This window comes from Xanthomonas sp. D-109 (genome assembly GCF_017746095.1).
Lineage (GTDB): Bacteria > Pseudomonadota > Gammaproteobacteria > Xanthomonadales > Xanthomonadaceae > Xanthomonas_A > Xanthomonas_A sacchari.
Map to the genome: position 1 here is coordinate 169,523 of NZ_JAGHWV010000003.1, position 26,159 is coordinate 195,681.

At 70.9% G+C, this 26,159-nt stretch carries 27 protein-coding genes; 13 read left to right on the forward strand and 14 right to left on the reverse strand.

What is annotated here, in order from left to right; genetic code table 11:
• Positions 1-126 precede the first annotated feature (126 nt).
• The 3 genes from J7357_RS05195 to J7357_RS05205 all read left to right on the forward strand — a co-directional run bounded on the left by J7357_RS05195 (position 127) and on the right by J7357_RS05205 (position 2,956).
• Positions 127-1,158: an OmpA family protein gene (locus J7357_RS05195; RefSeq protein ID WP_343237391.1), complete on the forward strand. Its 1,032-nt coding sequence runs from the start codon at positions 127-129 to the stop codon at positions 1,156-1,158.
• Positions 1,159-1,326: 168 nt separating this feature from the next.
• Positions 1,327-2,271, forward strand: a complete 945-nt coding sequence (panE, locus tag J7357_RS05200; RefSeq protein ID WP_209245245.1) for a 2-dehydropantoate 2-reductase — start codon at positions 1,327-1,329, stop codon at positions 2,269-2,271.
• A 181-nt stretch (positions 2,272-2,452) separates the two neighbouring features.
• Positions 2,453-2,956, forward strand: a complete 504-nt coding sequence (locus J7357_RS05205; RefSeq protein WP_010340560.1) for a hypothetical protein — start codon at positions 2,453-2,455, stop codon at positions 2,954-2,956.
• 336 nt (positions 2,957-3,292) lie between these two features.
• Here the strand turns inward: J7357_RS05205 and J7357_RS05210 are convergent, their stop codons facing one another.
• Entirely contained in the window at positions 3,293-4,090 is a 798-nt protein-coding gene (locus tag J7357_RS05210) for a TatD family hydrolase (protein ID WP_209245246.1), read from the reverse strand.
• Positions 4,091-4,187: 97 nt separating this feature from the next.
• On the opposite strand from J7357_RS05210, the gene hrpB reads away from it, so the two are divergent.
• Both hrpB and J7357_RS05225 read left to right on the forward strand, forming a co-directional pair.
• Positions 4,188-6,812: an ATP-dependent helicase HrpB gene (gene hrpB, locus J7357_RS05220; protein ID WP_244667289.1), complete on the forward strand. Its 2,625-nt coding sequence runs from the start codon at positions 4,188-4,190 to the stop codon at positions 6,810-6,812.
• Positions 6,813-6,927: 115 nt separating this feature from the next.
• On the forward strand, positions 6,928-7,338 hold the full coding sequence (locus J7357_RS05225) for a hypothetical protein (RefSeq protein ID WP_010343704.1): 411 nt from the start codon (positions 6,928-6,930) through the stop codon (positions 7,336-7,338).
• Between the two features lie 156 nt (positions 7,339-7,494).
• Here J7357_RS05225 and J7357_RS05230 read toward each other — a convergent pair whose 3' ends face one another.
• The gene (locus J7357_RS05230; protein WP_019800809.1) at positions 7,495-8,031 is read right to left on the reverse strand and encodes a pseudouridine synthase; all 537 of its coding nucleotides are present in this window, start codon (positions 8,029-8,031) and stop codon (positions 7,495-7,497) included.
• An 85-nt stretch (positions 8,032-8,116) separates the two neighbouring features.
• Positions 8,117-8,974 (reverse strand): class I SAM-dependent methyltransferase, encoded by an 858-nt coding sequence (locus J7357_RS05235; RefSeq protein ID WP_010343706.1) that lies wholly within the window; start codon positions 8,972-8,974, stop codon positions 8,117-8,119.
• 172 nt (positions 8,975-9,146) lie between these two features.
• On the opposite strand from J7357_RS05235, the gene J7357_RS05240 reads away from it, so the two are divergent.
• From J7357_RS05240 to J7357_RS05250, 3 genes are all read left to right on the forward strand, one after another.
• Positions 9,147-10,106 (forward strand): aldo/keto reductase, encoded by a 960-nt coding sequence (locus J7357_RS05240; protein WP_209245247.1) that lies wholly within the window; start codon positions 9,147-9,149, stop codon positions 10,104-10,106.
• On the forward strand, positions 10,103-11,140 hold the full coding sequence (locus J7357_RS05245) for an NADP-dependent oxidoreductase (protein WP_209245248.1): 1,038 nt from the start codon (positions 10,103-10,105) through the stop codon (positions 11,138-11,140). The genes J7357_RS05240 and J7357_RS05245 overlap by 4 nt, the downstream gene beginning before the upstream one ends.
• Before the next feature lie 212 nt (positions 11,141-11,352).
• Positions 11,353-12,222 carry an IclR family transcriptional regulator C-terminal domain-containing protein gene (locus J7357_RS05250; RefSeq protein ID WP_209245249.1) on the forward strand — a complete coding sequence of 290 codons (870 nt, stop codon included), beginning with the start codon at positions 11,353-11,355 and terminating at the stop codon, positions 12,220-12,222.
• Here J7357_RS05250 and J7357_RS05255 read toward each other — a convergent pair.
• The gene (locus J7357_RS05255) at positions 12,116-13,393 is read right to left on the reverse strand and encodes an MFS transporter (protein ID WP_209245250.1); all 1,278 of its coding nucleotides are present in this window, start codon (positions 13,391-13,393) and stop codon (positions 12,116-12,118) included. The genes J7357_RS05250 and J7357_RS05255 overlap by 107 nt on opposite strands.
• Positions 13,394-13,525: 132 nt before the next feature.
• Here J7357_RS05255 and J7357_RS05260 point away from each other — a divergent pair, with 132 nt between their 5' ends.
• Positions 13,526-13,972 carry a helix-turn-helix domain-containing protein gene (locus J7357_RS05260; RefSeq protein WP_152235696.1) on the forward strand — a complete coding sequence of 149 codons (447 nt, stop codon included), beginning with the start codon at positions 13,526-13,528 and terminating at the stop codon, positions 13,970-13,972.
• A gap of 16 nt (positions 13,973-13,988) precedes the next feature.
• Here J7357_RS05260 and pcaC read toward each other — a convergent pair whose 3' ends face one another.
• The 8 genes from pcaC to J7357_RS05300 all read right to left on the reverse strand — a co-directional run bounded on the left by pcaC (position 13,989) and on the right by J7357_RS05300 (position 20,654).
• Entirely contained in the window at positions 13,989-14,381 is a 393-nt protein-coding gene (gene pcaC / locus J7357_RS05265; protein ID WP_209245251.1) for a 4-carboxymuconolactone decarboxylase, read from the reverse strand.
• 39 nt (positions 14,382-14,420) lie between these two features.
• Complete coding sequence (gene pcaD, locus J7357_RS05270; RefSeq protein WP_209245252.1) at positions 14,421-15,200, reverse strand: 3-oxoadipate enol-lactonase; 780 nt, start codon at positions 15,198-15,200, stop codon at positions 14,421-14,423.
• Positions 15,201-15,312: 112 nt separating this feature from the next.
• Positions 15,313-16,665, reverse strand: a complete 1,353-nt coding sequence (locus J7357_RS05275; RefSeq protein WP_209245253.1) for a 3-carboxy-cis,cis-muconate cycloisomerase — start codon at positions 16,663-16,665, stop codon at positions 15,313-15,315.
• 66 nt (positions 16,666-16,731) lie between these two features.
• Positions 16,732-17,289 carry a protocatechuate 3,4-dioxygenase subunit alpha gene (gene pcaG / locus J7357_RS05280; protein ID WP_209245254.1) on the reverse strand — a complete coding sequence of 186 codons (558 nt, stop codon included), beginning with the start codon at positions 17,287-17,289 and terminating at the stop codon, positions 16,732-16,734.
• A 4-nt stretch (positions 17,290-17,293) separates the two neighbouring features.
• The gene (gene pcaH, locus J7357_RS05285) at positions 17,294-18,013 is read right to left on the reverse strand and encodes a protocatechuate 3,4-dioxygenase subunit beta (RefSeq protein WP_209245255.1); all 720 of its coding nucleotides are present in this window, start codon (positions 18,011-18,013) and stop codon (positions 17,294-17,296) included.
• Positions 18,014-18,100: 87 nt separating this feature from the next.
• Positions 18,101-19,309: a 3-oxoadipyl-CoA thiolase gene (pcaF, locus tag J7357_RS05290; protein WP_209245256.1), complete on the reverse strand. Its 1,209-nt coding sequence runs from the start codon at positions 19,307-19,309 to the stop codon at positions 18,101-18,103.
• Positions 19,306-19,977: a 3-oxoacid CoA-transferase subunit B gene (locus J7357_RS05295; protein WP_209245257.1), complete on the reverse strand. Its 672-nt coding sequence runs from the start codon at positions 19,975-19,977 to the stop codon at positions 19,306-19,308. Before J7357_RS05295 ends, pcaF begins: the two co-directional genes overlap by 4 nt.
• A complete protein-coding gene (locus J7357_RS05300; RefSeq protein ID WP_209245258.1) occupies positions 19,965-20,654 on the reverse strand; it encodes a 3-oxoacid CoA-transferase subunit A in 690 nt (229 codons plus the stop codon). The genes J7357_RS05295 and J7357_RS05300 overlap by 13 nt, the downstream gene beginning before the upstream one ends.
• A gap of 327 nt (positions 20,655-20,981) precedes the next feature.
• Between J7357_RS05300 and J7357_RS05305 the strand changes: the two genes are divergently transcribed.
• From J7357_RS05305 to J7357_RS05315, 3 genes are read left to right on the forward strand one after another with little or no spacing between them, the layout of a single operon-like run.
• Positions 20,982-22,058, forward strand: coding sequence for an aromatic ring-hydroxylating dioxygenase subunit alpha (locus tag J7357_RS05305; protein WP_209245259.1), 1,077 nt, complete (start codon positions 20,982-20,984; stop codon positions 22,056-22,058).
• A gap of 29 nt (positions 22,059-22,087) precedes the next feature.
• Positions 22,088-22,837, forward strand: coding sequence for a GntR family transcriptional regulator (locus tag J7357_RS05310; protein WP_209245260.1), 750 nt, complete (start codon positions 22,088-22,090; stop codon positions 22,835-22,837).
• Between the two features lie 50 nt (positions 22,838-22,887).
• A complete protein-coding gene (locus J7357_RS05315; RefSeq protein WP_209245261.1) occupies positions 22,888-23,871 on the forward strand; it encodes a PDR/VanB family oxidoreductase in 984 nt (327 codons plus the stop codon).
• An 87-nt stretch (positions 23,872-23,958) separates the two neighbouring features.
• Here J7357_RS05315 and J7357_RS05320 read toward each other — a convergent pair whose 3' ends face one another.
• Entirely contained in the window at positions 23,959-24,447 is a 489-nt protein-coding gene (locus tag J7357_RS05320; protein WP_209231239.1) for a nuclear transport factor 2 family protein, read from the reverse strand.
• 29 nt (positions 24,448-24,476) lie between these two features.
• On the opposite strand from J7357_RS05320, the gene J7357_RS05325 reads away from it, so the two are divergent.
• Positions 24,477-24,884, forward strand: coding sequence for a hypothetical protein (locus J7357_RS05325; protein ID WP_209245262.1), 408 nt, complete (start codon positions 24,477-24,479; stop codon positions 24,882-24,884).
• A gap of 12 nt (positions 24,885-24,896) precedes the next feature.
• Here the strand turns inward: J7357_RS05325 and pobA are convergent, their stop codons facing one another.
• Positions 24,897-26,075 (reverse strand): 4-hydroxybenzoate 3-monooxygenase, encoded by a 1,179-nt coding sequence (gene pobA, locus J7357_RS05330; RefSeq protein WP_209245263.1) that lies wholly within the window; start codon positions 26,073-26,075, stop codon positions 24,897-24,899.
• Between the last annotated feature and the right edge of the window lie 84 nt (positions 26,076-26,159).

The following is a 26,159-nucleotide window of genomic DNA, read 5'->3' on the forward strand; positions in this document are numbered from 1 at the left end:
CGCGTCACCTGCAATCCATGCGCACGTCGCCCACTCCTGGTCGACGCGGATTCATGGTTCTGCAGCAAGATCGGCCGATCGCGCCGTTACACTAGATTGGTTCGTCCCCCGACAAGGAGTATCTCCGTGAAAAGAGCAGTAGCGGCGACGTTGGCCCTGGCCGCCATCGCAAGCCTGAGCGCCTGCAAGAAGCATGAGCAGCCCGCGCATCCCGACGACCAAGCGGCGCCCCCCGCGGCGACCGCCAGCGCGACGCAGGACGCGTCCACGCAGCACGCTACCGCCAGCACGGCATTCGATCCGGCCAGCTTGCCGGTGTCCGACGTCGCACTGGGAGATTTCCCGTACATCGCACTGCCCACCGGCTATGTCACCGGCAGCACGCCGGACGTCGCGGACTTCGACCAGGTGCCGTTCTGGACCGGCGATCGGCTGCAGCCGGTCGAGGGCAAGGTCTGGTCGGCGCACATCGATGCGGCGCAGGGCAAGACCTTCTCCGACCTGGAACTGTCCCGCAACATCGAGGCCGTCGTGACCGCACTCGGCGGCAAGAAGATCTTCGACGGTCGGATTCCCGAGGCGGCGACGCAGAAGATCAAGGAGTGGCCGCGCGATTTCGCCACCAAGTACAACAGCGGCCTGGGCGACATCTGGAACAATCCGGCGCAGGTCTTCGTGGTGCATCGCGCCGACCGCGACATCTGGATCCACCTGTGCAGCTACCAGTTCGGTGGCGGCCTGCTGATCGCCGAGACCAAGCCGCTGCAGGTCACCGCCAGCCTGCTGCCGGCCAGCGAACTGAAGACGCAGATCGACAAGACCGGCAAGGTGGCCTTGCACGTCAACTTCGCCACCGACAAGACCGACATCCTGCCCGACTCGCAGCCGCAGATCGCGCAGGTCGTGCAATTGCTCAAGCAGGACGCCGCGTTGAAGCTGGCCGTCAACGGCTATACCGATGGCACCGGCGATGCCGCGCACAACAAGACGCTGTCGGAAGGACGCGCCAAGGCAGTGGTCGCCGCGCTCGTCGCGCAGGGTATCGACGCGTCGCGCCTGACCGCGGCCGGCTTCGGCGATGCCGACCCGGTGGCAGACAATGCGACCGAGCAAGGCAAGTCGCAGAACCGTCGCGTCGAGCTGGTGAAAAAGAGCTGAGCCGCACCGGGTACCGCTGCATGCGGTCACCCTGATGCGTGCGGGTCGTGGTGCGGCGCAACGGCATGACCGATTGCGCCGCATCGTCGACAGGATCGCACGCGCGCTCGTTTTCCGGCATGCGTTCCCGCAGTCGGACGCCTCCCACTCCATGGCGATCCACGTCTCATGCGTATCCTGATTCTCGGCGCCGGCGCGACCGGCGGTTACTTCGGTGGACGCCTGGCCCAGGCCGGCGTCGATGTCAGCTTCCTGGTGCGGCCGCCACGGGCCGCACGCCTGCAGCGCGACGGCCTGCGCATCCGCAGTCCGCGCGGCGATGCGGCGATCGCGGTGAGCACGCTCACCGCCGACACGCTGCCCGGCGCCGCGCAGGCGCGGCCGTTCGATCTGGTGTTGCTCAGTTGCAAGGCCTACGACCTGCAGAGCGCACTGGATGCGGTGGCGCCTGCGGTCCATGAGGGCACCAGCGTGCTGCCGATCCTCAATGGCCTGCGCCACTATCGGGCGCTGGATGCACGCTTCGGTGCGGAGCAGGTCGTCGGCGGGCTGTGCTTCATCAGCGCGGTGCTGGATGCCGACGGCGCGATCCAGCACCTGGCCAAGCCGGCTTCGCTGACCTTCGGCGAGCGCGACGGCCGCGGCGCCGACAGCGCGCGCGTGCGCGCACTGGCCGAGGCCTGCGCGCAAGCCGACGTGGACCATCTGGCCACGCCGCGGATCGCGCAGGAGCAATGGATCAAGTACACCTTCCTCACCGCACTGGCTGCAGCCACCTGCCTGATGCGTGCGCCGATCGGGCGTATCGTCGCCAGCGACGATGGGGTGACGCTGGTGCGCGGCCTGTATGCCGAATGCACGGCGGTGGCCGCGGCGGCCGGCGAACCGGTGCCGGAGGCAGCGCAGGCCAGCGCGCTGCACCTGCTGACCCAGCCAGGCTCGCCGATGAAGGCGTCGATGCTGCGCGACCTGGAGGCCGGACAGCAGGTGGAGGCGCAGCAGATCGTCGGCGACATGCTGGTCCGCGCCAGTAACGCCGGGCATGCGGCACCGCTGCTGATGGCCGCGTACTGCCACCTGCAGGCCTACCAGGCCGGTCTGCCCGCGCGCTGAGGTTTGCCGCGGGACGCCGGTGCCGCGTGCAACGCGCCCCTGCCCTGCGCACGCCGGCCACGGTGCTCCGGGCAGTGCCGTACCCGCGCCGTCCCGAGGGCGGCCGTGCGTCTTCGCGCGCCGCTGACGCGCCTGGCGCCTATGCTCGCCCACCACACAGGGGCGAGCGACGGGCACGCGCATGGAAAAACTGTTCCGCGGCGGGCATTTCCTCATCATCCTGCTGTTCCTGCTGTGCGCGGCCGGACTGATTTGCATGGCCGTGCTCGAGCTATGGCACGGCCTGACGCCGGGCGGCGAACTGGTGGTGCGCGACCGCTTCAACGTGGTGCTGGAAGCGATCGGGCTGCTCACCGTGGCACTGGTGACCCTGGAGCTGGGCCAGACCATCTACGAGGAAGAAGTGCAGCGCGACGTCAAGGTCAGCGGGCCGACCCGGGTGCGCCGCTACCTGTCGCGGTTCTTCGTGGTCATCGTCATCGCCCTGGCGATCGAGACCCTGGTGTCGATCTTCGAACTGATGCACGACGATCCGTCCAAGCTGCCCTACGCGTCTGCCGTGGGCCTGTGCGCGGCGCTGCTGCTGGTCGCCTGGGGCGTGTTCGTCAAGCTCAACCGCAGCGCCGAGGAACTGGAGCCGGAAGCCATGGCCGAAGCCAAGCGCGAGGACGCGCAGGTCGATTGAGGCGGGTGGGCGCCACCCGGGCAAGCCGACTCACGTTACCCACCTAGGAGCGGCTTCAGCCGCGACGGATGAAGCCCAACGCCGACTGACACCGTCGTGCGTCGGGACTGAAGTCCCTCCCACAAGAAAACGCCAACCCACTCCGTCCAGGATATCCACCGACGCATCGGCCGGCACGGTCGCGCAGAGGATCGGCATGACCACCGGACCATCGGCCGCGACCGCTTGACCGGTCGCGGCTGAAGCCGCTCCTACAAAAGACGCGTACAGGCAAACGCGCTTTTACGAATCCCCAATCACGAATCCCCAAACACGAAACCCGCTGCGCCAACGTCCTCAGCCCGGCATCGGCAAGCGGAAGAACGTCCGCGCAGCAGCGGTGCTGGCGGCGGCGACCGTCGCCACGTCTTCGCCACGATCGCGCGCCAGCTCCTCGACGATGTGCGCCAGGAACGCCGGTTCGTTGCGGCGGTCCTTCGGTGTCGGCTTGAGCGTGCGCGGCAGCAGGTACGGTGCATCGGTCTCGATCATCAGCCGCTCGGCGGGGATGTGCTTCACCAGCTCGCGCAGGTGCGCGCCGCGGCGCTCGTCGCACAGCCAGCCGGTGATGCCGATGTACCAGTCGCGGTCCAAGTAGTCGAACAGTTCCTCGCGGCTGCCGGTGAAGCAATGCACCACTGCCGGACCGAGCTTGCCGTCGAACTGGCGCATCAGCGCCATGAAGTCGGCATGGGCGTCGCGCTGGTGCAGGAACAGCGGCTTGCCGGTGTCCACCGCCAGTTGCAGCTGCCGCTCGAACGCTCGGTGCTGCGCCGGCCGCGGCGAGAAGTCGCGGAAGTAGTCCAGGCCACACTCGCCCACCGCCACCACCTCGGCATGCGCATGCAGCGCGCGCAGTTCGGCGTCGCACTCGGCGGTGTACTCCACCGCGTGGTGCGGATGCACGCCAGCGGTGGCGTACAGCAGGCCCGGATGCTGCTGCGCCAACTGCAGTGCCAGCGGCGAGTGTTCGCGGCTGGCGCCGGTGACCACCAGTTGCGCGACGCCGGCGGCGCGGGCGCGCTGCAGCACGGCGTCGCGGTCGCGATCGAAGGACTCGTGGGTGAGGTTGGCGCCGATGTCGATCAGGGTCATGCGGTTGCGCGGGAATCAGCCGGGACAGCAGCCAATTGTACGGGCCACGCGCCTGTCGTCGCTCCACGGCGGCGCGGCGGCCACGTATCCTTTGCCGATGACGTCCGCCGTGTTTCCGATCGATCCGCTGCTGCCGCAACTCCGCGACAGCCTCGCCGCCCACCCGCGCCTGGTGCTGGAAGCCCCACCCGGCGCCGGCAAGACCACCCAGGTGCCGCCGGCGCTGCTCGATGCGCCGTGGCTGCAGGGCCGGCGCATCGTGATGCTGGAACCGCGCCGGGTCGCCGCGCGCAGTGCCGCCACCTTCATGGCCCGGCAGCGCGGCGAGGCGCCGGGCGAGACGGTGGGCTACCGCATCCGCTTCGAGAACAAGGTGTCCGCGCGTACCCGCATCGAGGTGGTCACCGAGGGCATCCTGACCCGCATGCTGCAGGACGACCCGATGCTCGACGGCGTCGGCGCGCTGCTGTTCGACGAGTTCCACGAGCGCCACCTGGCCGCGGACCTGGGCCTGGCGCTGGCCCTGGACGTGCAGGCGCAGGTGCGCGAGGACCTGCGCATCGTGGTGATGTCGGCCACCCTGGACGGCGAGCGCCTGGCGCAGTTCCTCGACGCGCCGCGGCTGTCCAGCGCCGGGCGCAGCTTTCCCGTGGAGATCGCGCATTTCCCGGCGCGACGCGAGGAATCGCTGGAGGCGCAGGCCCGGCGCGCGGTCGAGCACGCGCTGCAGCAGCATCCGGGCGACGTGCTGGTGTTCCTGCCCGGGCAGCGCGAGATCGGGCGGGTGCAGGCGGCGCTGGAGGCGGCGGGGGTTGGGGGTGGTGCGGTGGTGGGTGGTGCTCCGGCAGGTGTCGCTGAGGGTCTTACTCCAGCCGGCACCGCCTCTGGCGCACCCTCATCCGGCGCTGCGCGCCACCTTCTCCCGCAGGGAGAAGGGAGCGGGATCGAGGTATTGCCGCTGCACGGCGAGTTGCCGGTGGAGCAGCAGACCAAGGTGCTGCAGCCCGATCCGCAGGGGCGGCGGCGGGTGGTGCTGGCGACCAACGTCGCCGAATCCTCGGTGACCCTGCCCGGGGTGCGCGTGGTGATCGACGCCGGGCTGGCGCGCGAGCCGCACTACGATCCCAACAGCGGCTTCTCGCGGCTGGACGTGACCGCCATCGCCCAGGCCTCGGCCGACCAGCGCGCCGGCCGCGCCGGCCGCGTCGCCAGCGGCTGGGCCTACCGGCTGTGGCCACAGTCGCAGCGCCTGGAGGCGCAACGCCGCGCCGAGATCCTGCAGGTGGAACTGGCCGGGCTGGCGCTGGAACTGGCCGCCTGGGGCAGCGATGGCCTGCGCTTCGTCGATCCGCCACCGCCCGGCGCGCTGGCCGCCGCCCGCGAACTGCTGCAGCGGCTGGGCGCGCTCGGCGCGAACGGGACCATCACCGCCAGCGGCCGGCGCATGCTCGCGCTGGGCACGCATCCGCGGCTGGCGGCGATGCTGCTGGCCGCCGGCGATGCGCGCGCACAGGCACTGGCCTGCGACCTCGCCGCGCTGATCGAAGCGCGCGATCCGCTACGCCAGGGCGGCGACGCACTGGCTGCGCGCTGGCGCGCCCTGGCCGCGTTCCGCCGCGGCCGCGTGCCGCACGACGCCAACCGCGGCGCGCTGGCGGCGATCGACGCGGCGGCCAGGCAGTGGCGGCGGCGCCTGCGCAGCGACGCCGCCGCGCCGGACAGCGTGGAGGCGCATGAACTCGGCGATCTGCTGGCGCACGCCTTTCCCGACCGCATCGGCACCCGCCATCCCAGCGATCCGCTGCGCTACCTGCTGGCCAACGGCCGCAGCGCGCGCCTGTTCGACAACAGCGACCTGCGCGGCGAACCCTGGCTGGTCGTCACCGAGCTGCGCCACGAGGCCAAGGACGCGCTGCTGCTGCGCGCCGCGCCGGTGGACGAGCGCTACCTGCGCACGCAGTTCCCGCAGCGCTTCGCGCAGGAGGACGTGGTGCGCTGGGATGCCGAGCGGCGCGCACTGAGCGCGCTGCGCGAGACCCGCTTCGACCGCATCGTGCTCGACAGTCGCCCCGCCGGCCGCGTCGCGCCGGCACAGGCGGCCGCGGCGCTGACCGAGGCGGTGCGCGAGCTGGGACTGCAGACGCTGCCCTGGAGCGAGGGTCTGACGCAGTGGCGCGCGCGGGTGGCCGGGCTGCGCCAGTGGATGCCGGAACTGGACCTGCCGGACCTGGGCGATGCCGCGCTGCTGGACAACCTCGACAACTGGCTGCGCCCGGCCTTCGCCGGCAAGACCCGGCTCGACGCGCTGGGCGAGGACGAACTGGGCGAGGCACTGAAGGCGCGACTGCCGTGGGACCGGCGCCAGGCCATCGACCGCCATGCGCCTGTGCGCATCGCGGTGCCCTCGGGCATGGAACGGCGCATCGACTACAGCCTGGACCATGCCGGGCAGCCGCAGCCGCCGGTGCTGGCGGTCAAGCTGCAGGAACTGTTCGGCCTGGCCGACACCCCGCGCATCGCCGACGGCCGCGTGCCGCTGCTGCTGCACCTGCTCTCGCCCGGCGGGCGGCCGCTGCAGGTCACCCAGGACCTGCGCAATTTCTGGTCCAGCACCTATCCGGAAGTGAAGAAGGAAATGAAGGGTCGCTACCCCCGCCACCCGTGGCCGGACGACCCGTGGACCGCCACCGCCAGCCACCGCGCCAAGCCGCGCGGCACCTAGTGGGTCAGGCGCACCGCATTCAGCGGGCAGACGAATCCACGGCGCTGCGCTAACGCCCCGTATACGGTACGAGGGCGACACTGCAGCCCTTCATTCCTGCCAGTAGGGGACGCCCATGAGCAAGCTGACCATCATCACCGACCGCGCCCTGGATCTCGCCAGCCACGCCGGCGACAGCCTCAAGCACTTCGGCCCGCAGGCGAACAAGTGGCTGCAGTCGGGCAAGGCGGTGGGCGCGCTCAAGGCGGGCGCTGCGCTGGGTGCGGTGAAGACCGGCACCAAGGTCGCGCGTACCGCGGTGCGTCGCAATCCGGCCGTGGCCATCGCTGCCGCCGCGGTGGGCGTGGGCCTGCTGGGTTACGCCATCTACCGCAAGCGCCAGCGCGACAAGGGTGCGCCGATCGAAGGCAATGCCCAGCGTATCGAAGCGGCCAACAAGCGCGGCAACGTCGGTGCGCGCCGCAGCGCTGCCAGCACCCGTGGCACGCGCCGCGCCGCAGCCGCGCAGGACGCCACCGAAGAGTGAACTGCGCGCGCGGCCTGACGGTCGTCGCAGTGCCACACACAGCGACCGGGAGAGATCCCGGTCGCTTTTTTTATGGATCAGCCGCGACCCGAAAACATCGGTAACGCCTCGGTCGCGGCTGAAGCCGCTCCTACGCGTCGCGCGGCACCGCACGCATTACAGCGCGCGCCACGCGCCCGGTGCCAGTCCGTCCAAGCGGTGCGCGCCCATCGCCGCGCGCACCAGGCGCAGGGTCGGCAGGCCGACCGCTGCGGTCATCCGCCGCACCTGGCGATTGCGTCCTTCGCGCAACACGACCTGCAACCAGGCATCTGGCACGCTCTTGCGGAAGCGCACCGGCGGATCGCGCGGCCATAGCGATGGCGCTGCCTCCAGCAACGTCACCTCCGCCCGCGCGGTCGGCCCATCGTTCAACAGCACACCGTCGCGCAGGCGTTGCAGTTGCTCCGGTTGCGGCGCGCCCTCCACCTGCACCCAGTAGGTCTTGGGCTGCTTGTGCCGCGGATCGGTGAGGCGATGCGCCAGCGCGCCATCGTCGGTCAGCAGCAGCAGGCCCTCGCTGTCGTAGTCCAGGCGTCCGGCCGCGTACACGTCGGCGGGCAGGCCGAACTCGGCCAGGGTGCGCCGCGGCGGCGTGCTGCGGTCGGTGAACTGGCACAGCACGTTGAAGGGCTTGTTGAAGGCGATCAGCATCGGCGGGAACGGCGGCGGGCCTGCGCCGCACGGCGCGGCGCAGGCATTGTCCCATGCGTCCGCGCCGCGTCGCCCGTGCGCCGGCTCAGCGCTTGACGAACTTCAGGGTCATGCGGTCGCTCTCGCCGATCGCCTGGTACTTGGCATCGTCGGCGGCCTCGTGCTGGTTGCTCGGCGGCAACGTCCACACTCCGCCCGGATAATCCTTGGTGTCGCGCGGATTGGCGTTGACCTCGCTCTTGCCGGCGAGCTTGAAGCCGGCCGCCTCGGCCATGGCGATCACCTGCGCCTGACCGACATAGCCGCTCTTGTCGTCGGCCGGCACGTCGGCCTTGGCACGGTGCTCGACCACGCCGAGCACGCCGCCGGGCTTGAGCACGTTGTAGAAGCCCTTGAACATGCCCTCGGCCTGGCCGGCCATGCGCCAGTTGTGCACGTTGCGGAAGGTCAGCACCAGATCGGCCGAGCCGGGCGGGCCGAACACCGGTGCGTTCGGCGCATACGCGACGATGCGCGCGTGGTCGTACTGCGCCGGCGCCGCGGCGAACTTCTGCTCCAGGCCGGCGCGCGCCTTCTGCTGGTAGTCGCGGCCGCGGCCTTCCGGTACCGCCGCCGGATCGACCACCGCGGCGATGTACTGCCCGCGCTCGCGCAGGTAAGGCGCCAGGATCTCGGAATACCAGCCGCTGCCCGGAGTGACCTCGATCACCGTCTGGGTCGGCTTGATGCCGAAGAACGCCAGGGTCTGGCCGGGATGACGGTAGGCATCGCGGGCGACATTGGCGCGGTCGCGCCAGCTGCCGTCGATCGCCGTCTGCAACGCGGCGTCCGGCGCCGGCAGCGTCGCGGTATCGGCGGGCTTGATCGCCTGAGCCGCGGGAGCGAGCAAGGCAGTGGCGACCGCCAGGGTGCAGGCGCAGGCGAGCGAGGTTCGAAGCGTCATGGCAGCATCCGCAAGAGAGGTTGCGCGAGCCTAGCACGCGGCCCGGTAGCGCCGAATGTTGCGCTTCCGTTAGCGCGCATCACGTCTACAGAACGATGTTTTCGCGAGCATTTGACGACCGCCCAACCCCTGGCGACTATCCTGTCGCCTCCCCCACAGTGGAACGTTTTCCATGCTGCACACGCGCGAACTCGGCCGCTCCGGCCTGCATGCGGCACCGCTGGCGTTCGGCGGCAACGTGTTCGGCTGGAGCGCCGACGCCAAGACCTCCTTCGCCCTGCTCGATGCCTTCGTCGAGGCCGGCTGCAATCTCATCGACACCGCCGACATCTACTCGGCCTGGGTCCCCGGCAACCACGGCGGCGAATCGGAAACGCTGATCGGGCAGTGGCTCAAGCGCAGCGGCAAGCGCGACAAGGTGCTGATCGCGACCAAGGTCGGCAAGTGGGCCGAACGCCCGGGCCTGTCGGCCGACAACATCGCCGCCGCCGCGGAGGACTCGCTGCAGCGCCTGCAGACCGACGTCATCGATCTGTACCAGGCGCACGAAGACGACGACTCCGTGCCGCTGGAAGCGACGCTGGCAGCGTTCGGGCGCTTGATCGAACAGGGCAAGGTGCGCGCGATCGGCGCTTCCAACTACGGCGCCGCGCGGCTGCGCGAGGCGTTGAACGTCTCGTCGCAGTATGGTCTGCCCCGTTACGAGACGCTGCAGCCGGAATACAACCTCTACGACCGCGCCGGCTACGAGGCCGAACTGGAACCGCTGGTGCGCGAACAGGGCCTGGGCGTGCTGTGCTACTACGCGCTGGCCAGCGGCTTCCTCAGCGGCAAGTACCGCCGCGCCGAAGACGCCGGCAAGAGCCAGGCGCGCGGCGCCAGCGTGGTCGCGCGCTATCTCAATGCGCGCGGCCTGCGCATCCTCGCCGCACTCGACGACATCGCCGGCAAGCATGCCGCCACGCCCACCCAGGTGGCGCTGGCCTGGCTGATGGCACGGCCGGGCATCGTCGCGCCGATCGCCAGCGCGACCAGCCTGGAGCAGTTGCAGGACCTGCTCGCCGCCGCGCGCCTGCAGCTGTCGGCCGAGGACATCGCGCAATTGAATACCGCAAGTGAGGAAACCGCATGACCGCCCCCACCCAGACCACCCGCATCGTGCTCGCCTCGCGCCCGCAGGGCGCGCCGGGCACCGACAACTTCCGCACCGAACAGGCACCGCTCGAGGCGCCGGGCCCCGGCCAGGTGCTGCTGCGCAACCGCTGGCTGTCGCTGGACCCGTACATGCGCGGTCGCATGAGCGATGCGCCGTCCTACGCGCCGCCGGTGCAACTGGGCGAGACCATGGTCGGCAGCACCGTGGCCGAAGTGCTGCAATCCAACTCTCCGGACCATGCGCCGGGCGATCTGGTGCTGGTGCAGAACGGCGGCTGGCAGACCCATCTGGTGGTCGACGGCGCCAGCCTGCGACGCAAGCTCGATCCCCGTTCGCCGCTGCCGCCGAGCACCGCGCTCGGCGTGTATGGCATGCCCGGCTTCACCGCCTACGCCGGCCTGCACGAGATCGGCAAGCCGCAGCCGGGCGAGACCGTGGCGGTGGCCGCGGCCACCGGCCCGGTCGGCGCCACCGTGGCTCAGATCGCCAAACTTCGCGGGGCCAAGGTGATCGCCATCGCCGGCGGTGCGGAGAAATGCCGCTACCTGCGCGAGGAACTGGGCGTGGACGTGGCCCTGGACCACCGCGCCAAGGACTTCGCCGAGCAGTTGCGCGCCGCCGCGACCGACGGCATCGACGTGTACTTCGAGAACGTCGGCGGCCACGTGTTCGATGCGGTGCTGCCGCTGCTCAACGACTTCGCCCGCGTGCCGGTGTGCGGCACCATCGCCACCTATAACGCCAACGGCGCGCTGCCGCCGGGGCCGGACCGGTTGCCGGCGCTGATGGGCCAGGTGCTGCGCCAGCGCCTGACCCTGCGCGGCTTCATCGTCGGCGACTTCGTCAAGCTGTATCCGGAGTTTCTGCGCGAAATGGGCGCCTGGCTCGCCGACGGCCGCGTGCGCTACCGCGAACACGTGGTGGACGGGCTGGAGAATGCGCCGCAGGCCTTCATCGACATGCTGAGCGGCGGCAACTTCGGCAAGCTGGTGGTGCGGCTGGGCGACTGAGGCCGGGGACCGAAATTCGAACCCCTCGTAGGAGCGGCTTCAGCCGCGACCGGGCGTTCCCGGGAACGCCCGGTCGCGGCTGAAGCCGCTCCTACAAGAATCGTGGATGTTCATCCGCCACCTGGTGGATGACGATGCTCGCGCACACCACGGCATCGACGCCCGCGGATGCAGCCACTACCATCGGACGCATCGCCGCCGCCGCCGCTTCCATGTCCGATTCCCCGCGTCCCCCTCGCGCACGCCGCACCGCGCGTGCCGCTACCGCTCCCACCCCGCCCGAGCGCGGCCTGGCCGCGGAGCTGATGCGGCGCATCGGCGAATGCGAAGGCGACCCGAACTTCATGACCTCGCTGGCGCGCGGCCTGGCCGTGCTCAGCGCCTTCGGCCAGCACAGCCGCGACGTCAGCATGGCCCAGCTCAGCGCCGACACCGGCATCCCGCGCGCGGCGGTGCGGCGCGTGCTGTACACGCTGGAGAAGCTGGGCTACGCCGGCACCCACGGCCGCGGCTACGTGCTGTTGCCGCGCGCGCTGGGCATCGGCAGCGGCTACCTGTCCACCGCCGCGCTGTCGGTGGCGGCGCAGCCGGTGCTGGATGCGCTGCGCGACGACCTGCACGAATCCTGCTCGCTGGGCGTGCTCGACGGCGACGACCTGCTGTACGTGGCGCGTGCGGAAACCGTGCGGATCATGTCGATCGGCCTGCGTGCCGGCAGCCGCCTGCCGGCGTACTGCACCTCGATGGGCCGGGTGCTGCTGGCGGCGCAGCCGGGCGACACCTTGAACAGCTACCTGGAGCGCAATCCGCTGCGCCCGCGCACCGAACGCACCGTCACCGACCGCGCGCAGTTCCAGGCCCTGCTCGAGCGCGTGCAGCGCGACGGCTATGCGGTGGTGGACCAGGAACTGGAAATCGGCCTGCGCTCGGTGGCGGTGCCGGTGCGCAACCGCCAGGACCGCGTGGTCGCCGCGCTCAACGTCGGCAGCTCGGTGGCGCGGATGACCCTGGGCAGCCTGCAGAGCACGGTGTTGCCGGCACTGCGGCAGGCGGCGCAGCGCCTGAGCCGGGTGCTGGACTGAGCGCCGCGGGCACGGCACCGACCCGACGCGTTGCCCACCAGAACAGCAACGCCAGCAGGCTGACCGCCGCCCCCAGGCGACACACGCCCACCCAGCCGGCCTGCGCGTAAGTCGCGGTCGTGCCGATCGCGCCCAGTCCGCTGCCCACCGCGTAGAACAGCATGTACAGGCCGATCAGCCGGCCGTGCGCGTGCGAACGGCCGCGCAGGATCATGCTCTGGCTGGTGACATGCAACGCCTGCCCGGCCAGGTCGAGCAGGACGATGCCAAGCAGCAGCGCGGCCAGCGAGTGCGGCAGCCACGACAGCGGCCACCAGGCCAGCACCAGCACCACCAGCGCCGCGGCGCTGGTGCGCTGGGCATGGCCGCGGTCGGCCCAGCGTCCGGCCCGCGCGGCCGCCAGCGCACCGACCGCACCGGCCAGACCGAAGGCGCCGATGGCGGTGTGCGAGAACGCGTACGGCGGTGCGCGCAGCGGCAGCACCAGCGCGCTCCAGAAGATGTTGAACGCTGCGAACATCAACAGCGCCAGCACGCCGCGCACCTGCAACACACGCTCCTGCCGCAGCAGCGTCAGCATGGACGCGATCAGGCGCAGATAGCGCAGTGGCTGCGGCGGCACCGGGAGCGCCGGCAACCAGCGCCACAGCGGCAGCGCGAGCGCCAGCATCAGCGCCGCGGCCCCACCATAGACCGCGCGCCAGCCGGCCAGGTCGCTGACGCCGCCGGCGAACACCCGCGCCAGCAACAGGCCGATGAACACACCGCCCTGCGCCGCACCGACCACCCGCCCCTGCTCCTGCGGCGCCGCGGCGCTGGCGGCATAGGCGATCAACCCCTGGGTCATCGCCGTTCCCAGCATGCCGACGGCGAGCATGCCGGCCAGCAACACCGGCGCCGACCGCGCCACGCTCACCGCAACCAGCGCCGCGACCAGTCCCAGCGCCTGCGCTGCCATCAGACGCCGACGCTCCACCAGGTCGCCCAGCGGCACCAGCAACAGCAGGGCCAGCGCGCAGCCGACCTGGGCGGCGCTGACCACGCCGCCCACCGCTGCCGGGCCGATGCGGAAATCCGCTGCAAGCGCATCCAGCAGCGGCTGCGCGTAATAGACGTTGGCCACGCTCAGGCCGCTGGCAATGGCGAACAGCCAGACCAGACGACGCGGCATGGAGGGCACCGCGGTGACGGAGTGCATGATCGAAGACTCGCCCATTCCAGTTTCAAAACGAAACTTGTTTCAGGCTAGGCCGATAGGTTTTAAAATGCAACCACTGCCGCCGAGCGCCGACCGGAAACGCCGATGCCGTCCCGCCCTGCCCTGCCCGCGTCGCCCTGCCCGGTGGCGCGCAGCGCCGACCTGATCGGCGACCGCTGGTCGCTGCTGATCGTGCGCGATGCCTTCGATGGGGTGCGCCGCTTCGGCGACTTCCAGCGCAGCCTGGGCATGGCCCGCAACATCCTGGCCGACCGGCTGCGCAAGCTGGTCGAGGCCGGCATCCTGGAGACGCGCGAGGCGTCCGACGGCAGCGCCTACCGCGAGTACGCGCTGAGCGCCAAGGGCGAGGACCTGTTCGCGGTGGTGCTGGCGCTGCGGCAATGGGGCGAACGGCATCTGTTCGACCAAGGCGAGCGCCACTCGGTGCTGATCGACACGCGCAGCGGCAAGCCGGTCGCGCGCATGCAGCCGCGCGCCGCCGATGGCACGCGGCTGAGCCCGGCGGTCACCGAAGTGCGCAAGGTGCGCTGAGCGCGCGCGGCGCGCGCTATGCGCCGCCTTCGGCGGCCTGCTCGGCCAGGATCGGCGCGGCCAGGGCGAAGGCGTGGTTGGCTGCGGGCACGCCGCAATAAATCGCCGCCTGCAGCAGCACTTCCTTGATCTCGTCGGCGCTGACACCGTTGTTGCGCGCGGCGCGCACGTGCAGCTTGAACTCTTCGTCGTGGCCGCGCGCCACCATCATCGCCAGGGTCAGCAGCGAGCGCGTGTGCCGCGGCAGGCCATCGCGGGTCCACACCGTGCCCCAGGCGGTGCGGGTGATGAACTCCTGGAATTCCTCGGTGAACGGCGTGCGCGCAGCCAGCGAGCGATCGACGTGGGCATCGCCGAGCACCGCGCGGCGCACCTGCAGGCCGGCGGCGTAGCGTTCGTTCTCGTGCATCGGGGCGACTCCTGAAACGTGGGGAAAAGCGGGCGCTGACTACTGCAGCAGGAAGCGCAGCAGCGCGTCGTTGAAGGCGTGCGGCGACTCGACATTGCACAGGTGGCGACCATGCACCTCTGCGTCCTCGCCCTGCGCCACCTGCGCGGCGATGGCCTGCAGATCGGCTGGCGGACACACCGGATCGTCGTGCCCGGCCACGGCCAGCACCGGCACGCGGATCTCGCCCAGGCGCGCGCGGAAGTCGGCCTCGGCCAGCGCCTGGCAGCAGCCGATGTAGGCCTGCGCATCGGTGGCACGGAAGCTGTCCAGGATCGCCTCGACGGTAGCCGGCTGCGCCTCCGCGAAGGCCGGGGTGAACCAGCGCGTGCGGGTGCCGTCGCACAGCGGCGCAAGGCCCTCGGCGCGCACCTGCTCGATGCGCGCCTGCCAGCTCTCGGCGCTGCCGATCCTGGCCGCGGTGGCGCACAGGGTGAGGCTGAGCAGGCGCTCGCCCGCGTGCAGGCCCAGCCACTGCCCGGTCAGCCCGCCGATCGACAGGCCGCAGAAATGGCTGCGCTCGATCGACAGCGCATCCCAGAGCGCCACCACGTCGCCGCCGAGGTCGGCCATGGCGTACGGCGCCGGCGCGCTGGTGGACGCGCCATGGCCGCGACGGTCGTACCGCAGCACGCGGAAGTGCGGCGACAGCGCGGCGATCTGCGCGTCCCACATGTGCAGGTCGGTGCCGAGCGAGTTGCACAGGGTCAGCCACGGACGGCCTTCGCTGCCGTCGATGCGGTAATGCAGACGATGCGTGGGCAGGTCGAGGATCGGCATGGGCGGCGCTCGCAGGGAAAGTGGAAGGAGCCACGGCGGCACGGAACCGCGCGGCACCGACAAGTCTAGAACGTGTCGCCGACACTGCGGCAGACAGGCACGGCGCGGCGCCTCACCCGCGCTCCTGCGCGGCGAGCACGCGCTCGATCCACACTGCGGCCATGCCGCGCCAGCTGTCGCTGGCGAACAACGCATCCAGTTGCGCCGGCACCAGTACCGCGGTCACCTGCGGTTCCTCGGCCAGCACCGCGCGCAGGTGCTGCTGCGTGGCCAGCGCACGACGCACCGCCGTTTCCACCAGCGCGTGCGCGGCGGCCTTGCCCAGGTGCGCGGCCAGGGTCACCGCCACCGCCTCGGCGTAGAGCAGGCCGCCGTGGCTGTCCAGATGCGCGGCCATGCGCGCGCGGTCCAGTTCCAGGCCCTCGGCCAGCACCCGCACCTGCGCCAGGCTGCCGGCGCTCAGGCGCACCAGTTCCGGCAGGGTCTCCCATTCGGCATGCCAACCGCCGACCGCGCGCTCGTGTTCCTGCGGCAGCGCCGCGAACAGGGTCGCCAGCAGGCCCGGCGCCCGCGTGGCCGCGGCGATCGCGACCACGCAGCCGACCGGATTGCGCTTGTGCGGCATCGCCGAGGAGCCGCCCTTGCCCGCCGCGGCCGGCTCGAACGCCTCGGCCACTTCCGACTGCATCAGCAGGGCGACGTCGCGGCCGATCTTGCCGAGGCTGCCGGCGAGCAGCGCGAACGCCGCGCCGATCTCGCCGATGCGGTCGCGCGCCGCATGCCAGGGCAGCGCCGGCAACGGCAGGCGCAACTCCGCCGCCAGCGCCTCGGCTACCGCCAGGCCCTGCGACTGCAGCGCGGCCAGCGTGCCGGCGGCACCGCCGAACTGCAGCACCAGGGCGTCCTCGCGCAGCGCCTGCAGGCGCCGGCGATTGCGCTGCAGCGCGTCCAGCCAGCCGGCGGCCTTCAGCCCGAAGGTCACCGGCACCGCCTGCTGCAACAGGGTGCGCCCGGGCAGGCCGGTGTCGCGCTCGCACTGCGCCAACGCCGCCAGCGCCGTGCACAGCGCGTCCAGTTGCGCTTCCACGTGGTCGAGCGCGGCGCGCAGTTGCAGCACCGCGCCGCTGTCGATGATGTCCTGGCTGGTCGCGCCCCAGTGCACCCAGCGCGCGGCGTCCTCGTCGGCGGCGGCGACCTGCGCGGTGAGCGCCTTGACCAGCGGGATCGCCGGATTGCCGGCCAGCGCGGTGGCGGCGGCCAGCGCCGGCAGGTCGTAGCGCGCGGCATCGCAGGCGGCGGCGATCGGCGCCGCTGCGTCGGCCGGGATCACGCCGCAGCGCGCCTGCGCGCGCGCCAGCGCCGCTTCCACGTCGAGCATGGCCTGCAGGCGCGCACGGTCGTCGAACAGCGCATCGACGGCCGGATCGCCGAACAGCGGACGCAACAGGGACTCGGAGACGCTCATCGGTTCGTATGCGGTGAAGAGATCATGCAGCGTAACCGCTGCGGCCTGTGCGGGATGTCGCTGCGCTCAGTAGCGGAAGAACACGGTCTCGTGCTCGCCCTGCATGCGCACGTCCCACTGGTAGCGGTTGGGCGCCTGCGGTTGCGCGACCAGGGTGGCGCGGCGCTCGGCCGGCACCTGCGCCAGGATCGCGTCGCCGTCCAGGTCGTCGTCGCCGAAGTACAGCCGCGTCGGCGCGGCGCGCAGCAGGCCGCGCATGAACACCAGCACCACCAGGTGCGGCGCCTGCAGGCCCTTGGGCCCGGCGACGCGCCCGGGCTTGACCGTGCGGAAGGCGAAGCGGCCCTGCGCGTCGGTCGGCACCCGGCCCCAGCCGTGGAAGGCCGGATCGTGGTCGCCGCGGCGCGGATCGGCGGCATGGTCGTAGATGCCGGCGGCATCGGCCTGCCAGATCTCCAGCAGCGCATCGCCGACCGGTGCGCCGTTGCCGTCGAACACGCTACCGGCGATCTCCACGTGGGTGCCCTGCGCCTGTGGCGGCGCGATCTCGGTGCGGTACAGCGGTTCCAGCCCGATGCGGTAGTAGGGGCCGACCGTCTGCGAGGGGGTTGCCTGGAAACTCATCGCCTCACTCCCAAGGGGTCTGCTTGCGTCCGCGCAGGACGATGTCGAAACGGTAGCCCAGCGCGAACTCGTTGGCGGTGGTCTCCCAGTCGAACGCGGAGACCATGCGCTCGCGCGCCTTCGGGTCCTCCACGCAGTTGAAGATCGGGTCGAACGCCAGCAACGGATCGCCGGGGAAATACATCTGCGTGACCAGGCGCTGGCCGATGCCGTCGCCGTGCAGCGAGAAATGGATGTGCGCCGGGCGCCAGGCGTTGTAGTGGTTGCGCCACGGATACGCGCCGGGCTTGATGGTGGTGAAGCGGTAGCGGCCGTGGTCGTCGGTCAGCACCTGGCCGGTGCCGGTGAAGTTGGGATCCAGCGGCGCGTCGTGCTGGTCGCCGGCGTGCAGGTAGCGGCCGGCGGCGTTGCACTGCCACACCTCCACCACGCTGTTGCGCACCGGCTTGCCGTTCTCGTCGAGCAGGCGCCCGCTGACGATGATGCGCTCGCCCAGCGGCGCGCCGGGGAAGCCGGCGGTGAGATCGGCGGCGTGTTCGCCGAGGGTGGTGCGGTCCAGGGTCGGGCCGGTGGCCTCGGACAGGGTCAGCGGGATCGCGATCGGATCGCGGGTCGGGCCGCGTGCGCCGGTGGAGGCGTAGGGCGGGTGCAGGTAGGCCGGCTGCGTCCCGGGGTACGGGCGCCGATAGCCGAGCAGGGGATCGATGGGGGTGTTGTCGCGCATCGTGCGGGTCTCGCTGGCTCCGCGCGGAGCCGGTTGGCTGGAAGGATGATGCAGGCGTGCGGGGCGCAGCGTCGATGGGGCGAGCGGCTACAGCCGCTCGATCGCCAGCGCCACGCCCTGGCCGACGCCGATGCACATGGTCGCCAGGCCGCGGCGACCACCCGTAGCCTCGAGCTGGCGCAGCAGGGTCAGGGCGAGGCGCGCGCCGCTCATGCCCAGCGGATGACCGAGCGCGATCGCGCCGCCGTTGGCGTTGACGTGTGCGGCATCGTCGGCGACGCCGAGTTCGCGCAGGCAGGCCAGGCCCTGCGCGGCAAACGCCTCGTTGAGTTCGATCGCATCGAAGTCGCCGATGGACAGCCCCAGCCGCGCCAGCAGCTTGCGCGTGGCCGGCACCGGGCCGATGCCCATGTAGGCCGGCTCCACGCCGGCACTGGCGAAGCCCAGCACGCGTGCGCGCGGGGTCAGGCCCAGCGCCTGCACCTGCGCGTCGCTGGCCAGCAGCAGCGCTGCGGCGCCGTCGTTGATGCCCGAGGCATTGCCGGCGGTGACCGTGCCGGGCTGGCGGAAGATCGGCTTGAGCCTGGCCAGCGCCTCGAGGGTGGTGTCGGCGCGCGGATGCTCGTCGACACCGACCTCGATGGTCTCGCCGCGCTTCCTGCCCGGGGCGGCCACCGGCACGATCTCGCCGTCGAAGAAGCCGGCGGCCTGCGCGGCCGCCGTGCGCTGCTGGCTGCGCAGGGCGAAGGCGTCCTGGTCCTCGCGCGAGATGCCGTAGCGCGCGGCCACGTTCTCGGCGGTCTCGCCCATCAGCTCCACGCCATACAGTTGCTGCAGCTTCGGATTGACGAAGCGCCAACCCATGGTGGTGTCCTCGAGCTGCTGGTTGCGGGCGAAGGCGCTGTCGGCCTTGCCCATCACCCACGGCGCGCGCGACATCGACTCGACGCCGCCGGCGATGGCCAGGCCCAGCTCGCCGGCGCGGATGCCGCGCGCGACGGTGCCGATGGCATCCAGGCCGGAGCCGCACAGGCGGTTGACCGTGCTGCCCGGCACGCCGAACGGCAGGCCGGCCAGCAGCAGGCTCATGCGCGCGACGTTGCGGTTGTCCTCGCCGGCCTGGTTGGCGCAGCCCAGGTAGACGTCGTCGAGTTGCGCCGGGTCCAGCTGCGGCTGCCGCGCCAGCAGCGCCTGCAGCGGCACCGCGCCGAGATCGTCCGCGCGCACCCCGGCCAGGGCGCCGCCGTAGCGGCCGATCGGCGTGCGGACGCCGTCGATGATGTAGGCCTCGTTCATGCCGCCTCCGTGGAATCGGCCAGGGTCAGCGCCAGCCCGGTGGCCTGGCGCAGGTCGTCCAGGCTCACGCCTTCGACCAGTTCGAGTACGCGCGCGCCGTCCGGCCCCAGCGCGAACACGCCCAGGTCGGTGTACACCCGCGACACGCAGCGCAGCCCGGTCAGCGGATAGCTGCACGTGCTGACCAGCTTCGGCTCGCCGCGCTTGGTCAGCAATTCCATCATCACGTAGACCTGCTTGGCGCCGATCGCCAGGTCCATCGCGCCGCCGACCGCGGGAATCGCATCGGCCGCGCCGGTGCTCCAGTTGGCCAGGTCGCCGTGCACCGACACCTGGAACGCACCGAGCACGCACACGTCCAGGCGCCCGCTGCGCATCATCGCGAACGAGTCGGCGTGGTGGAAATAGCAGCCGCCGGTCAGCAGCGTCACCGGCTGCTTGCCGGCGTTGATCAGATCCAGGTCCTCCTGTCCCGGCGGCGGCGCCGGCCCCATGCCGAGCAGGCCGTTCTCGCTGTGCAGGAAGATCTCCTTGTCCGCCGGCAGGAAGTTGGCCACCGCGGTCGGCAGGCCGATGCCCAGGTTGACGTAGGCGCCCTCCGGAATATCGCGCGCCACCCGTGCGGCCAGCGCGTTGCGGTCGATGCCGCGCCCGTTCAATGCGTGCATGCGTCCTCCTGCGCGGTGCGCACCGCCACCAGCCGTTGCACGAAGATGCCCGGGGTCACCACCGCTTCCGGATCCAGCGCGCCCAGCTCCACCACCTTTTCCACCTGCACGATCGCGCAGGTGGCGGCCATCGCCATCAGCGGGCCGAAGTTGCGCGCGGTCTTGCGGTACACCAGGTTGCCCCAGCGGTCGCCGTGATGCGCCTTGATCAGCGCGAAGTCGGCGCGGATCGGATACTCCAGCACGTAGTGGCGGCCGTCGATCTCGCGGGTCTCCTTGCCGGCGGCCAGCTCGGTGCCGTAGCCGGTCGGGGTGAAGATCGCACCCAGGCCGTTGCCGGCGGCGTGGATGCGCGCGGCCAGGTTGCCCTGCGGGACCAGTTCCAGTTCCAGCTCGCCGGCGCGGTAGGCCGCGTCGAAGTGCTGCGAGTCGCTCTGCCGCGGGAACGAGCACACGATCTTGCGCACGCGCTTGTGCTTGATCAGCGCAGCCAGCCCGGTCTCGCCGTTGCCGGCGTTGTTGTTGACGATGGTGAGTTCGCGCGCACCCTGCGCGATCAACGCATCGATCAGCGCGTCGGGCATGCCCGCGGTGCCGAAGCCGCCGATCATCACCGTGGCGCCATCGTGGATGTCGGCCACCGCCGCAGCGCACGAGTCCAGGGTCTTGTCGATCATCGGCGCCGCTCCGCCGTCGCCGGCCGGGGGCGCAGCGCACGGGGGCGCAGGCGCATTACGGGGTCTGCCACGACATCCTCCTCCAGGTCGCTTCGGGAGGCCACGTTAGGCCCGCTCCGGCGGGCGGTCAATCCGATTATCGGATGCACGGTTCGATAAACGAACAATTTAACGCCATGGCAACGGCGTGCCGGTCCCGCCCTGTTGTATACATTCCACCGTCGCCCCGCATCGGGCGACGGCGCGATGGCACTGCGAGTTCGCCATCGGCCCGCAACACGCAAGGATCTTCCCCAGCCTGTTGTATACACAATCGAGGTCGCCGCCATGCAGTCGTCCGCTCCGGCATTTCCGCTCAATGCCTGGTACGCCATCGCCTGGGATCACGAGGTCAAGCACGCGCTGCTGCCGCGCAAGGTGTGCAACCTGGACATCGTGCTGTACCGCACCAGCAGCGGCCGCGTGGCCGCGCTCGAGGACGCCTGCTGGCACCGGCTGGTGCCGCTGTCGATGGGCCGGCTGCGCGGCGACGACGTGGTCTGCGGCTACCACGGCCTGGTCTACGACGCGAACGGGCGCTGCGTGCACATGCCCTCGCAGGACACCATCAATCCGTCCGCCTGCGTGCGCCGCTTCCCCACCGTGGAACGGCACCGCTACGTCTGGGTGTGGCCGGGCGATGCGGCGCTGGCCGACCCCGCACTGGTGCCGGACCTGCACTGGAACGACGACCCGGCCTGGGCCGGCGACGGCCGCACCATCCACGTCAAGTGCGACTACCGGCTGGTGCTGGACAACCTGATGGACCTGACCCACGAGACCTTCGTGCACGGCTCCAGCATCGGCCAGGACGAGGTCGCCGAGGCGCCGTTCGACGTGGTCCACGGCGAACGCAGCACGGTGGTCTCGCGCTGGATGCTGGACATCGACCCGCCGCCGTTCTGGGCCTGGCAAATCGAACACGCGCACGGCTACCGCGGCAAGGTCGACCGCTGGCAGATCATCCGCTTCGAGGCGCCCTGCACCATCGCCATCGACGTCGGCGTGGCGGTGGCCGGCAGCGGCGCGCCGCAGGGCGATCGCTCGCGCGGGGTCAACGGCTACGTGCTCAACACCATCACCCCGGAAACCGACCGTACCTGTCACTACTTCTGGGCGTTCGTGCGCAATCACTCGCTGCACGAGCAATCGATCACCACGCGCCTGCGCGACGGCGTCACCGGCGTGTTCGGCGAGGACGAGCTGGTGCTGGAAGCGCAACAACGCGCCATCGACGCGCATCCGGATCATGTGTTCTACAACCTCAATGTCGATGCCGGCGGCATGTGGGCGCGGCGGCTGATCGAACGCATGGTCGCCGCCGAGCAGCGCAACCAGGACCTGCAACTGCGCATGGTCGGATGAACCGCCGCCAGGATCCCGGAGCCACCGCCATGTCCGCCGCGCATCCGTTCCGCTCCAGTGCCGCCCAGACCACCCGCGCCCTGCTGGAAGTGCGTGAGCTGATCCTGGCCGGCGCCCTGCCCGCCGGCGAACGCCTGTCCGAGGTCGCCCTGGTGGAGCGCCTGGGCGTCTCGCGCACGCCGGTGCGCGCCGCCCTGCAGCGACTGGCCGAGGAAGGCCTGGTGCAGCCGCTGCGCGGCGGCGGCTACGCGGTGCAGGCGTTCGACGAGGCCGATGTGGACGACGCCATCGAACTGCGCGGCACCCTGGAAGGCCTGGCCGCGCGCCGCGCCGCCGAGCGCGGTGCCGAGCCGGCCTTGCTGACGCGGGCGCAGGCGCTGCTGGCGCAGATCGACGCCGTGCTGGCGTCGCGACCGCTGAGCGAGGACGCCTTCGCCCGCTATGTGGACTGCAATGCGCACTGGCACGCGCTGCTGTTCGAGATGGCCGGCAGTGCGCTGCTCTCGCGCGAGTTCGCGCGCGTCGCGCAACTGCCGTTCGCCTCGCCCAGCAGCTTCGTGCTCGAACGCGGCCACGCGGCCACCGTGCTGTCGATCGCGCAGGACCAGCACCGCCAGGTGCTGGATGCGATCGTGCGCCGCGAAGGCGCACGCGCCGAAGCGTTGATGCGCGAACACGCGCGACTGGCGCAGCGCAACGCGCATCACGCCCTGCACGACCAGAACGCGCTGGGGCAGATTCCCGGCAGCCGCCTGCTGCGGCGGCGTCCGCCGGCCTGATCGCGGCGCGCGCCGTACCAACCTCCTCTTCCCGCCTGCCGGACCCCGCCATGCGCAAAGACACCCAGTGGACCACCGCCCGCGTCGTCGCCATCGCCACGCCGTGCCAGGACGTGCGCGAGATCGTGCTTGATCCCGGCCGCGCCAGCCGCCCGTTCACCGTGGGCAGCCATCTCGACGTGCGTGTGCGCATCGGCGAGACCTGGCACGAACGCTCCTACTCCCTGGTCGGCGAGCCGGCCGCCGACGGCCACTACCGCATCGCGGTGCGCGCGGTGCCGGACAGCCGCGGCGGTTCGCGCGCGATGTGGGCGCTTGCGCCGGGCGACCAACTGGAGATTTCCTCGCCCAACAACCACTTCGCGCTGGACGAGACCGCCGAGCACATCGTGCTGGTCGCCGGCGGCATCGGCATCACTCCGATCCTGGGCATGGCGCAGCGGCTGGCACGCGGGCGCATCCCGTTCCAGGTGCTCTACGCCGGCCGCAGCCGTGCGAGCATGGCCTACCTGGAGCATTTGCAGGACCTGCTGGGCGAGCGCCTGCAGCTGTTCTGCCCCGAACACCTAGGCCAGCTCGAGCTGGCGGCGCACATCGCGCAATGGCCGCGCAACGCCGACGTCTACGCCTGCGGCCCGCTGCCGCTGCTGGACGAACTGCGGCAACGCTGGCGCGACGACGGCCGCGCCCGCGCGCGCCTGCACTTCGAGACCTTCGGCAACAGCGGCAACGCGCCGGCGCAGCCGTTCGTGGTGCAGGTGCCGGCGCTGGGCAAGACCGTACAGGTGGCCGAGAACGAATCGCTGCTGGACGCGCTGAGCGCGGCCGGCGTGGAAGTCATGGCCGACTGCCGCCGCGGCGAATGCGGCCTGTGCGTGGTCGAGGTGCTGGACGCGGCCGCCCCGCTGGACCACCGCGACGTGTTCCTCAGCGACGAACAGCGCCACAGCAACCGCAAGCTGTGCGCCTGCGTCTCGCGTGCGCTCGGCGGCAGCGTCAGCATCGACACGGGCTACCGCGCCGACGCGTTCTGACGCCTGCGCGCACTCCCTTCGCAGCACGCAGGCGCCATCCACGCGGGTGGACGGCGCCTGCCGGCGATCAACGCGCGCGACGCGACCTCACTTGGTCGCCGCGTCCCAATGCTCCTGGATCTTGCCGTTCTGGATGCGGAACATGTCGAACCAGGTGGTGGTGTAGGTCTTGCTGGCGTCCTTGGGATCGGGCAGCGTGCGCACTGACACCAGGGTCACGTAGTCGCCCTCGGCCAGGATCGCCACCAGCGGCAACTGCACGCGCGGCTGGATCGGCGTCGGCTTGACGAAGGAGGTCAGGAACGCCAGGAACGCATCGCGGCCGTTGGCCACGTTGGGGTTGTGCTGGATGTAGTCCTTGGCCATGTACATCGGCGCATATTCGGTGTGCCCGGCTTCGAACACGATGCGCCAGAAGTCGTAGACAAGGCGCTTGTTGGCGGTGGTGCGCCAGTCCTCGCCATGCAGCAGCTGTTCGTGGTTGGGATTGGCGGTGACCGCGGTCTGCGCGAACGCGGACGCGACGGGAAGCGCAAGCAGCAGTGCCAGCAGACAGGCCTGAAAACGGATCTTCATGGAAGACGCTCCGATGGGGGAACAGGGGAATGCGCGATGACGTCGCGCTGCCGCGATGCGCGCCAACGAGGGCACCGCCGCGACTGCAGCGTAACAACGTGCAGTGCCTGCGCGATCTCGTAAACCGCCAAAAACAGGCGGATTTACCGGCTTTTTCTCTGGTCTGGGAGAATCGCCACAGTTACCTCGACATCAGAAATGGCGCACTGCACACGCACCTGAAGGTACGCGTGCAGGGTATGGCGCAGCGATGCGTTGGCGCGCTGCACCGTCATCCATCGGCGCGCTCGATCGCCGTCATCGGTCGCAATGATCGACGACTCTCCTGTCGAGCGTGGGGATTCGGAGTTCGGAATTGGAAGAAAGCGGAGCAGGACACGATCGAACGTGCGCAGGGGAACCGGGACGCGGCTTTGCCAATCCACAATCCCGAATAGCGAATCCCCGCTCTAAAGCGCCAACGGCAGTCCCGCGTAATTCTCGGCAATGGTCGCGCGGCCCGCGGCGCTCCCAAGCAGATAGTCCAGTTCCGCATCGTGCAGACGGCGGCTGAACGCGTCCTCGTCCGGGAAGCGATGCAGCATCGTGGTCATCCACCAGGAGAAGCGCTCGGCCTTCCACACGCGTTGCAGCGCCAGTTCCGAATAGCGCTGCAAGGGCGCGTCGCTGCGCTCCTGCTGCGCCTGCGCGAACAGGTGCGCGAGCAGGCCGACATCGCCGGCGGCGAGGTTCAGGCCCTTGGCGCCGGTCGGCGGCACGATGTGCGCGGCATCGCCGGCCAGGAACAGGCGGCCGTACTGCATCGGCTCGGCGACGTAGCTGCGCAGCGGTGCGATGCTCTTCTCCAGCGACGGGCCGGTGACCAGCGCCTGCGCCACGTCGTCGGGCAGGCGCCGGCGCAGTTCGTCCCAGAAGCGCTCGTCCGACCAGTCCTCCACCCGCTCGTCCGCCGGCACCTGCACGTAGTAGCGGGTACGGGTGGGCGAACGCATGCTGCACAGGGCGAAGCCGCGCGCATTGCGCGCATAGATCAGTTCATCGGCCACCGGCGGGGTGTCGGCCAGCACGCCCAGCCATCCGAACGGATAGACCCGTTCGTACACGCGCAGCACCTCGGCCGGGATCGCGCGGCGGCTCACCCCATGGAAACCGTCGCAGCCGACCACGTAGTCGCAATCCAGGCGCTGCGTGGTGCCGTCCTGCGCGAAACTCAGCCAAGGCTGCGGCCCGTCGATGTCGTGCAGATGCACCTCCTCGACGGAATAGAGCGTGGTGGCGCCGGCGGCACGGCGTGCGTCCATCAGGTCGCGGGTCACTTCGGTCTGGCCGTAGACGGTGACCGCACGGCCGCCGGTCGCCGCGCTCAGTTCAATGCGTTCGCGGCGCTGCTCCAGCGCCAGCTCGAAGCCATGGTGGACGATGCCTTCGCGCTGCATGCGCGCGCCGGCACCAGCGGCGCACAGCAGGTCGGCGGTGCCTTGCTCCAGCACACCGGCGCGGATGCGCGACAGCACGTGCTCGGGCGTCTGCCGCTCGACGATGACGGTATCGATGCCGTGGCCGTGCAGCAACTGCCCGAGCAGCAGTCCGGCCGGGCCGGCGCCGACGATGGCGACCTGGGTACGCATGCGTCCTCCGCAGGATGGGACCGACGCACAGTGTTCCGGCTGCGGCGCGCCGAGGACATGGATCATTGCGACCGATTCCGGTAC

What these genes read in the sequence shown, in the direction of transcription:
- panE (WP_209245245.1), top strand. Translation starts at nt 1,327, where the DNA reads ATGCGTATCCTGATTCTCGGCGCCGGCGCGACCGGCGGTTACTTCGGT.
- J7357_RS05205 (WP_010340560.1), top strand. Translation starts at nt 2,453, where the DNA reads ATGGAAAAACTGTTCCGCGGCGGGCATTTCCTCATCATCCTGCTGTTC.
- J7357_RS05210 (WP_209245246.1), bottom strand. Translation starts at nt 4,090, where the DNA reads ATGACCCTGATCGACATCGGCGCCAACCTCACCCACGAGTCCTTCGAT.
- hrpB (WP_244667289.1), top strand. Translation starts at nt 4,188, where the DNA reads ATGACGTCCGCCGTGTTTCCGATCGATCCGCTGCTGCCGCAACTCCGC.
- J7357_RS05225 (WP_010343704.1), top strand. Translation starts at nt 6,928, where the DNA reads ATGAGCAAGCTGACCATCATCACCGACCGCGCCCTGGATCTCGCCAGC.
- J7357_RS05230 (WP_019800809.1), bottom strand. Translation starts at nt 8,031, where the DNA reads ATGCTGATCGCCTTCAACAAGCCCTTCAACGTGCTGTGCCAGTTCACC.
- J7357_RS05235 (WP_010343706.1), bottom strand. Translation starts at nt 8,974, where the DNA reads ATGACGCTTCGAACCTCGCTCGCCTGCGCCTGCACCCTGGCGGTCGCC.
- J7357_RS05240 (WP_209245247.1), top strand. Translation starts at nt 9,147, where the DNA reads ATGCTGCACACGCGCGAACTCGGCCGCTCCGGCCTGCATGCGGCACCG.
- J7357_RS05245 (WP_209245248.1), top strand. Translation starts at nt 10,103, where the DNA reads ATGACCGCCCCCACCCAGACCACCCGCATCGTGCTCGCCTCGCGCCCG.
- J7357_RS05250 (WP_209245249.1), top strand. Translation starts at nt 11,353, where the DNA reads ATGTCCGATTCCCCGCGTCCCCCTCGCGCACGCCGCACCGCGCGTGCC.
- J7357_RS05255 (WP_209245250.1), bottom strand. Translation starts at nt 13,393, where the DNA reads ATGCCGCGTCGTCTGGTCTGGCTGTTCGCCATTGCCAGCGGCCTGAGC.
- J7357_RS05260 (WP_152235696.1), top strand. Translation starts at nt 13,526, where the DNA reads ATGCCGTCCCGCCCTGCCCTGCCCGCGTCGCCCTGCCCGGTGGCGCGC.
- pcaC (WP_209245251.1), bottom strand. Translation starts at nt 14,381, where the DNA reads ATGCACGAGAACGAACGCTACGCCGCCGGCCTGCAGGTGCGCCGCGCG.
- pcaD (WP_209245252.1), bottom strand. Translation starts at nt 15,200, where the DNA reads ATGCCGATCCTCGACCTGCCCACGCATCGTCTGCATTACCGCATCGAC.
- J7357_RS05275 (WP_209245253.1), bottom strand. Translation starts at nt 16,665, where the DNA reads ATGAGCGTCTCCGAGTCCCTGTTGCGTCCGCTGTTCGGCGATCCGGCC.
- pcaG (WP_209245254.1), bottom strand. Translation starts at nt 17,289, where the DNA reads ATGAGTTTCCAGGCAACCCCCTCGCAGACGGTCGGCCCCTACTACCGC.
- pcaH (WP_209245255.1), bottom strand. Translation starts at nt 18,013, where the DNA reads ATGCGCGACAACACCCCCATCGATCCCCTGCTCGGCTATCGGCGCCCG.
- pcaF (WP_209245256.1), bottom strand. Translation starts at nt 19,309, where the DNA reads ATGAACGAGGCCTACATCATCGACGGCGTCCGCACGCCGATCGGCCGC.
- J7357_RS05295 (WP_209245257.1), bottom strand. Translation starts at nt 19,977, where the DNA reads ATGCACGCATTGAACGGGCGCGGCATCGACCGCAACGCGCTGGCCGCA.
- J7357_RS05300 (WP_209245258.1), bottom strand. Translation starts at nt 20,654, where the DNA reads ATGATCGACAAGACCCTGGACTCGTGCGCTGCGGCGGTGGCCGACATC.
- J7357_RS05305 (WP_209245259.1), top strand. Translation starts at nt 20,982, where the DNA reads ATGCAGTCGTCCGCTCCGGCATTTCCGCTCAATGCCTGGTACGCCATC.
- J7357_RS05310 (WP_209245260.1), top strand. Translation starts at nt 22,088, where the DNA reads ATGTCCGCCGCGCATCCGTTCCGCTCCAGTGCCGCCCAGACCACCCGC.
- J7357_RS05315 (WP_209245261.1), top strand. Translation starts at nt 22,888, where the DNA reads ATGCGCAAAGACACCCAGTGGACCACCGCCCGCGTCGTCGCCATCGCC.
- J7357_RS05320 (WP_209231239.1), bottom strand. Translation starts at nt 24,447, where the DNA reads ATGAAGATCCGTTTTCAGGCCTGTCTGCTGGCACTGCTGCTTGCGCTT.
- J7357_RS05325 (WP_209245262.1), top strand. Translation starts at nt 24,477, where the DNA reads ATGCGCGATGACGTCGCGCTGCCGCGATGCGCGCCAACGAGGGCACCG.
- pobA (WP_209245263.1), bottom strand. Translation starts at nt 26,075, where the DNA reads ATGCGTACCCAGGTCGCCATCGTCGGCGCCGGCCCGGCCGGACTGCTG.